Here is a 6,936-nt window from a genome sequence, read left to right as displayed (position 1 = left end):
GCGCCTTCCGTGCCCGCCCACCTCCACCCACCCGGCTTGGGAAAATCCCCCCGCAACCTCCGCGCGAACGCCGGGTTCAACCCTCCAAGGACGATGCGCCGACAACGACGTCGGCGCGCATCGAGGAGGAACACCATGAAGCGCAACGGACTGGGGATGCTCGCGGCGGTGCTGGGGATGACGGTGGCGCTGCCCGCCGTGGCCGCGGAGGCCGACCGGCGGCAGGTGAACCAGCAGCAGCGCATCAATCAGGGCGTGCGCAGCGGAGAACTCACTGGCCGCGAAGCCGTGCGTCTGGAGCGCCAGAACAACGCCCTCCAGCGGGAGATCCGCCGGGAGCGCCGCGACGACGGCCACCTGGACGCCGCCGAGCGCGCCCGCATCGACGCGAAGCAGGACGCCCTCAGCCGCCGCATCGCCCGCCAGAAGCACGACGCGCAGAGCCGCTAGCAAATCCCGGGAAATTGCGCGCCGCGACATCCCTCCCGTGCATCCATCCGGGGTGGAAAAGTCGGCGGTCCGGGTGCCTTTCATGACGGGGATTCCGCCCCGGGTGTGTCCTTCCCCTGCATGTGCGTGTTTTCAGGGAAAAGCAGGTGGGGGACGCAACCCAGGTTCTTGAACGGCGAGAATGGAAGCAATCGCAGCCGGTGACCGAGGTCGGGTCACTGCTCCCACCCGGAGCCCCCCACATGAGCTACCGCATCCAGTCTGGCGACACCCTCTCGGCCCTGGCCAAGCGCTACAACACCAGCGTTGGCGACCTGATGAAGGCCAACCCGGATATCAAGGACAAGAACCTCATCTACGCCGGCAAGAGCCTGAACATCCCCGGCTCCAAGGACTCCTTCGAGCCCGGCACCTCCGGCAGCAGCGGCTCCAAGGCCGGTGGCGGCACGAGCGGCTCCAGCGGCTCCGGCAACGTGACGGCGCCTCCGGGCGGCGCGGGCCCGGCCTCTCGCGGCCCCGGTGGCAGCCCGTTTGAGATTGCCCAGTCGCACCTGGGCAAGAACGCCGGCTCGCTGAAGATGGAAGGCAGCGGCGTGGGCGCGGACATGGAGGACTGGGTCCCCAACGATGTGAACTGCGCCAACTTCGTCTCCGCGTGCCTGGAGCAGGCCGGGCAGATCAAGGACAGCCAGCACAGCGCCTCCGTGATGACCCTCCAGGGCAACCTGGACCGCGACCCGAACTTCCAGCGCGTCGACCTGAAGGACGCGAAGCCGGGCGACGTCGTCTCCATGAAGGTGGGCAGCGGCCAGCACGTGGTGATGTTCGCCGGCTGGAAGGACGGCAAGGCCCAGTTCATCGGCTCCAACAACGTGAACTCGGACGGCTCTCAGCGCATCAGCATGACGTCCATGAACTACCCCATCATGTCGGTGCACCACTACAAGGGCTGAGCCGCTCGGCCTCGCGCCTGAAGCACCCGGTGGGGTCTTCGCCTCCGCGCCCGACGCGCGGAAGGGGGAGGCCCCATCGTCGTTTCCCGTCCCCCTGGGTCCCACCGGTCCCCCCTGCCCCGGGAGGCACCTCCTGTGCCGCCGGATTCACATTGGACAGGCCTTCCGTCCAGGGTTGGACGTTCCCTGGACACAAGGACTTTGCGCGGGGGCCCGGGCGGGGGGAGGCTGGCAACCCCATGCGAAGCCTCATCCTGCTTGTGGAAGACCATGTCGACAGCCGGGAGATGCTGGAGGAGTTCCTCACGCTGGAGGGCTTCGCCGTCGAGGTCGCCGGCAATGGCCTTCACGCGTGGGAGCGCCTGCGGCGTCAGCCCCTGCCGGACGTGATGCTGCTGGACCTGATGATGCCGGTGATGAGCGGCTGGGAGCTGATGGAGCGCATCCAGAAGGAGCCGCGCCTCAAGAGCCTGCCCGTCATCGTCGTGTCGGGCGCGGGCGCCACGCGGCCCGTCCCCACGGGCATCCGGGCCTCCATCCCGAAGCCGCTGGACCTGGATGACCTGATGCGCGCGCTGGAGCCCTTTCGCTCGCGCTCCGAGTTAGCCGCCGCCTACTGATCAGGGCGCCGGGGCGCTGGCGCCGCGCGGCAGGAGGACGCGGAAGACGGTGCCCTCCAAAGCGCGGGAGCGCACCTCGATGCGCCCGCCGTGCCCCTTCACCACCTGTTCGACGATGTAGAGCCCCAGGCCCAGGCCGCCGTGCGGGTTGACGCCGCCGCCGCGCCGGAAGGGGTTGAACAGGTGTGGCAGCACGTCCGGCGGGATGGGCGTTCCGCTGTTGTGCACCTCCAGCACCACCTGCTCCCCCAGGTCCGTCAGCGTGAAGCGGATGGGAGAGTCCGGCGGGCTGTACTGGAGCGCGTTGCCGCCCAGGTTGCTCACCACCTGGAGCAGCCGGTCCGCGTCCCAGGCGCCTTCGTAGAGGCCGGGGCCTGACTGGAACGTGAGCGAGCGTTCAGGCCACGCCGCCTCCAGCTCGTCCACCGCCTGGCGTACCACGGCGCGCAGGTCGCCGGGCACGCGTTCGATAGGGATGCCGCCGCCCAGCCGGCTGCGGGTGAAGTCCAGCAGCTCGGAGATCATCCGCGCCATCCGCTCGCCGGAGCGGGCGATGCGCGACACGGCCTTGCGGTCGCGCTCCGGCAGCGCGTCGCCGTGCAGGAGCTTCGTGGCGGACAACTGGATGGCGTTGAGCGGGTTGCGCAGGTCGTGGCTGACGATGGCGATGAACCGCTCGCCGAACAGCGCCGCTTCGCGCGCCGTCTCCTCCGCGCGCCGCCGTTCGGTGACGTCCACCAGCGTGACGACCCCCGCGACGATGTTGCCGGACGCATCCCGCACGGGCGCGCTGGAGCCCAGCAGGTGCGCGGTGGTGCCGTCCGGACGCCGCACCTGGAAGGGCTCCGCCGTGCGCGTCTCGCCGGTGCGCAGCGCTCGCGCCATGGGCCACGCGTCCTCTGGCAACAACTGGCTGTCCGCGCTGAACATCTGGTGGGCCGCGTCGTAGTCCGCGACGCTGGAGGGGGGCCGGAACGGATGGCCCAGCAGCGACTCCAGCGCGCGGTTTCCCAGCAGCAGCCGGCCGCTGGGGGCCTCCGCGATGAGCACGCCCGCGGGCAACTGGTCCAACACCGCCGACAGCCGCGAGCGCTCCGCCTCGATGGTGGCCAACAGCCGCTGCCGCTCCGTTTCCGCCTGGCGCCGGCCCGTGATGTCCAGCACCGTGGCGGCGCGGCCCACGCGGCGGCCGGTGGCGTCTCGCAGGGACGTCACGTGCACGAAGGCGGGAAAGCGGCTGCCGTCGCGGCGCAGGTGCAGCGCTTCGTATTCGTGCGACAGCTTGGAGCCGACGGCCGCCATGTGCCGGGGCAGCGCGCCGCGCGATTCGGGCGCCACCAGGTCCTCCAGCCGCAGCCCCTTCAGCGACTCGGTGGGCTGGCCGTGCATGCGCGCGAGCGCGGGGTTCGTCGACACGAGCGTGGTGTCCTCCGGCCCCATCACGCCCACGCCCACGCCCAGGTGCAGGAAGATGTCCTCCCAGTGTCGCGGCCCGGGCTCGTCCGAGCCCTCCTGCCCGGCGGACGCATCCTCCGCTTCGCGCTCCGACACCAGGCGGCCCTGGACGTATGCCTCCAGCGCGGCCTCCTCCACCGCGTCCACGGCCGCGTGGAAGCCCTCCTCCTCGGCGGGCTCCGCGTCCGCGCCGGACCGCTCACGCCACAGCCGCAGCACCGTCTGCCGCAAGCGCCGGTAGCCGGCCACCACGGGACGCCCATCAGGCCCCCGCAGGAGGAGCGCCGCTTCCCGCGCGAACTCCTCGGAGACCTGGGCCCCGGGGTTCGCCATCCGGGCCGCCACGGCGTCGAGCACGCGGGCGAAGACATCGCCGGAGCCCGGCGCTTCGTGGAGCCACGCGTCCTGGAGGACGTTGCGGCACTCGAAGAGAAAATCGGCCAGGGGCTGGGTCACGCGCGGATGCTCATGGGAGGAAAGGGGGACCGAAACGAACCCCTCGACTTAGGCGCCCCACGACCACCGCCACAAGGACCGCGTGCGCTGCCCTCAGGAAGCTGGCGGCGGCACCACCCCGAGCGGCTGCAGGGTCGTCAACCGCAGCAAGCCCTCCCCCGGTTCCACCCGGTAGCGGACCTGGAAGCCACAGGCCAGCACCGCCGCGCCCTCCCGCCCCGGCAGGGGCACCGGCCGCCGCGGCATCAGGCTGGCGAGCGCACCCAGTTCCTCCTGGAGCTGCTCGCGCACCCCCGTCGGACAGGCCGACAGCATGCACACCACCTGGGGTTCGAGTCGAAAACGGTAGGCCATGGCAGCCCAACGTGCGCATTGCACCCAGCCTGCAACAAGACAGCCTGGCGGTTATTTTGGGTGTCCAGCCCCGAGCGTCCTGAGGAAACAGTGCACCCCCAACAATGTCGAGCAACCAACGCTAGGGAGCCCGTCGGACCTGGGTCTGCTTCAACAACCCGGGGGAAAGCATGTCGAATCATGAATGGCCATGGGCATCCACCACCTGCTGCTCGTCGAGGATGACCGGACGTGGCGGGAAGGCGTGGGCCGGGCGGCGCGCGAAGTGGGCTTCGTGGTGTCGCTCGTGTCGGACGGCGCGGAGGCGTTGAGCTGGCTGCGCCACCGGCCTCGTGCCCAGCACCCGGACCTCGTCCTGCTGGACCTGATGCTGCCGCGCGTGGACGGATGGGAGCTGTACGGGCGGATGCGCACGGACGCGCGGCTGCGGCACCTGTCGGTGATGATGATGTCCAGCGCCAGCGGTCCGCCGGAAGTGCCCCTGGGCGGGGTGGTGGGCTTCCTGCGCAAGCCGTCGCGGCCGGAGACGCTGGTGTCGGAGCTTTCGGAGCGCCTGCGCGAGCTGCCCCGCCGGACGTACGAACCGCCGCGCATGCCGTACACGCTGCGCCTGCCGGATGAGTCCCTCTATTCGCTGCATGCGCTGCCGGATCCGATCCGCCACGCGGTGCGCGTGCACCTGCTGCGCGCCGCGGAGCTGGCGGCCACGGAGCTGCCCCTGGCGTCTTCGTGGCTGATGGCGCTGCACAGCGAGCAGCCCTCGCTGCTGGTGACGGTGGAGGGCGTGCGGGTGGTGCTGGAGGTGAACGACGCCGCGTGCGAGCTGACCGCGAGCATCGTCATCGTCCCCAGCCACCTGCGCTGCGCCTGAGGCAGGGCCCTTCAGTCCACCGGCACGCCGTGGACCGCGCCGGAGTGCAGGTCCACCCACACCACCCGGCCGAGCAGGTCGTGGACGATGCACCAGTCGTCGGTGAGTCGGACGACCTGGGGCGGGATTCCGGAGAACTGGAAGCTCACGCGCGGATGTCCGGTGAGGTCGCGCAGGACGGCGGTGTGCAGCGGGGCCTCGATGAAGCGCGTCACGTGCCAGGCGTGCCCGAGCACCACGCCCACGCGCGACGGGTCCTTCCAGGGGATGTCGTGGTTGCGCCGCCCGGTGAACGCCTTCAGGACGGGCCAGGGCGGGAGCTGTTCCTTCTCGGTGACGTCGCGCCGCCCCGCCGCCACCTCTCCGTCCGGGGTGAGCGCGTGGATGTCCGGCGTCCGGGACAGGCTCGGTACGTGCGCGCGCTGGCGCAGGGTGGGGCCGCCGGCCAGGTCATAACCCCAGCGCTCCAGCAGGCCGAAGTCCTGGTCCACGGAGAGGTGCAGGACCAGGAAGGACAGGTGCTGCGCGTCGGCGGCCACCTCCAGCACGGCGCCGCCCACCCGGGTCACCCGCCAGAGGGAGCGCAGATCCTGCGCCAGCGCATCCACCATCATCACGGTGTCGCGCACGGCGACGAACCAGCGGTCCCCGTCATACGTGGGGGACCACGCGCCCAGCTCCGTGTCGCACCAGCGCGTGGCCCGACGCTCCACCAGGTCCAACCGCGACAGGCGCCACACGTCGCCCCGACGCGCGAGCGCGAGCGCCCGGTCCCCCTGCGAGGAGAGCACCAGCGAGAACGCCGGCACGTCGAACCAGGCCAGCGTCCGCCCGTCCGGGCCCACCAGCCGCGCTCCCGCTTCCCCCAGCGCGAGCAGCACGCGCCGGCCCGGGAGCACCACGGCGTCATGCACCGCGTGGGCGCCCGCGTCGTTCTTGTCCCGAAAGACGGGGGTCACCTTGCGCTCCGACTCGGGGAGCTCCGACCACGCGGCCAGGACCGGCTCCGCGGGCAGGTGCAGGTCCAGGCGCAGCGCCGCCATCGCGGGTTCCTTCACGTTGCGCAGGCGCTTGATGAGCGCGTCCAGCGGCACGGTGAGCTCCCGCGCGCGGTCGCGCATGAGCGAGCGCAGGGTGGGGGTGAGGAGCGCGGAGTACGCGTCGGAGGGCTCCTGCCGCAGCAGCTCCGTGGCGAAGGCGAAGCGCTCCGGCGCGCGCTCGGGGGACTCGTCCGACAGCAGGGCCTCCACGGATCCGCGCGCGGTGTCGAAGCCGTCCGGGAAGCCCAGTGCCTGGTGCACGAGCAGCTTCGCGCCGCTCGTGCCGCCGGCGCGGACGCCACGCTCCACCCAGGCCTTCGCCAGGGGGCGAGCGGCGGCCACCGGCCACACGGCCTCCACCGCGCGCGCCCAGTTTCCGGCCTCCGCGAGCGCTTCTCCCCACAACAGCCGCAGCGCTTCGGCTTCGCGCGGATGGGACTTCTCCAGCCGCAGCACCGCGTCCGCGAACGCGCCGCCACGGCGCGCGATGGCCACGGCGCGCGCCACGTCCTTCGCGAGCAGCCACTGGCGCACCACGAGGCCCGCGGGCAGGTCGCGCCCTTCGGCCAGCTCCGCGGCCAGCCGCAGGCGGCCATGGCGCTCCAGGAAGGACACCGCTTCTTCCGCCGCGTCGAGCAGCTCCGCCAGCACGAAGGCGGCTTCGTCGATGCGGCCTTCGCGCTCCAGGCGGCGGAAGATGTCGCGGTAGCGCTGGCGCAGCGTTTCGAACACGGCGC

6 protein-coding genes and 1 pseudogene are annotated in these 6,936 nt (G+C 71.6%); 4 read left to right on the top strand and 3 right to left on the bottom strand.

Going from position 1 to position 6,936, the window contains the following annotated elements; all coding sequences use genetic code 11:
* The first annotated feature begins 135 nt into the window (after positions 1-135).
* The 3 genes from D7V88_RS37205 to D7V88_RS37195 all read left to right on the top strand — a co-directional run bounded on the left by D7V88_RS37205 (position 136) and on the right by D7V88_RS37195 (position 2,023).
* Positions 136-450 carry a hypothetical protein gene (locus D7V88_RS37205; RefSeq protein ID WP_120545314.1) on the top strand — a complete coding sequence of 105 codons (315 nt, stop codon included), beginning with the start codon at positions 136-138 and terminating at the stop codon, positions 448-450.
* A 242-nt stretch (positions 451-692) separates the two neighbouring features.
* Positions 693-1,403 carry a LysM peptidoglycan-binding domain-containing protein gene (locus D7V88_RS37200; RefSeq protein WP_120545313.1) on the top strand — a complete coding sequence of 237 codons (711 nt, stop codon included), beginning with the start codon at positions 693-695 and terminating at the stop codon, positions 1,401-1,403.
* A gap of 239 nt (positions 1,404-1,642) precedes the next feature.
* Positions 1,643-2,023, top strand: coding sequence for a response regulator (locus D7V88_RS37195; RefSeq protein WP_120545312.1), 381 nt, complete (start codon positions 1,643-1,645; stop codon positions 2,021-2,023).
* On the opposite strand, the gene D7V88_RS37190 is transcribed toward D7V88_RS37195, so the two are convergent.
* Positions 2,024-3,934: a PAS domain-containing sensor histidine kinase gene (locus D7V88_RS37190; RefSeq protein ID WP_244238597.1), complete on the bottom strand. Its 1,911-nt coding sequence runs from the start codon at positions 3,932-3,934 to the stop codon at positions 2,024-2,026.
* 93 nt (positions 3,935-4,027) lie between these two features.
* On the bottom strand, positions 4,028-4,288 hold the full coding sequence (locus D7V88_RS37185; RefSeq protein WP_147449031.1) for a hypothetical protein: 261 nt from the start codon (positions 4,286-4,288) through the stop codon (positions 4,028-4,030).
* A 184-nt stretch (positions 4,289-4,472) separates the two neighbouring features.
* Here D7V88_RS37185 and D7V88_RS37180 point away from each other — a divergent pair, with 184 nt between their 5' ends.
* The gene (locus tag D7V88_RS37180) at positions 4,473-5,159 is read left to right on the top strand and encodes a response regulator (protein WP_120545310.1); all 687 of its coding nucleotides are present in this window, start codon (positions 4,473-4,475) and stop codon (positions 5,157-5,159) included.
* Positions 5,160-5,170: 11 nt separating this feature from the next.
* Here D7V88_RS37180 and D7V88_RS43315 read toward each other — a convergent pair.
* A pseudogene (locus D7V88_RS43315) lies at positions 5,171-6,936 on the bottom strand (bpX6 domain-containing protein); the annotation flags it as partial.

Source organism: Corallococcus terminator (assembly GCF_003611635.1).
Classification (GTDB): domain Bacteria; phylum Myxococcota; class Myxococcia; order Myxococcales; family Myxococcaceae; genus Corallococcus; species Corallococcus terminator.
This window is presented reverse-complemented; position numbering and strand designations above follow the sequence as displayed.

Excerpts from the sequence above, each read along its gene's own strand:
- D7V88_RS37195 (WP_120545312.1), top strand. The coding sequence starts at position 1,643 with ATGCGAAGCCTCATCCTGCTTGTGGAAGACCATGTCGACAGCCGGGAG.
- D7V88_RS37200 (WP_120545313.1), top strand. The coding sequence starts at position 693 with ATGAGCTACCGCATCCAGTCTGGCGACACCCTCTCGGCCCTGGCCAAG.
- D7V88_RS37185 (WP_147449031.1), bottom strand. The coding sequence starts at position 4,288 with ATGGCCTACCGTTTTCGACTCGAACCCCAGGTGGTGTGCATGCTGTCG.
- D7V88_RS37180 (WP_120545310.1), top strand. The coding sequence starts at position 4,473 with ATGGCCATGGGCATCCACCACCTGCTGCTCGTCGAGGATGACCGGACG.
- D7V88_RS37205 (WP_120545314.1), top strand. The coding sequence starts at position 136 with ATGAAGCGCAACGGACTGGGGATGCTCGCGGCGGTGCTGGGGATGACG.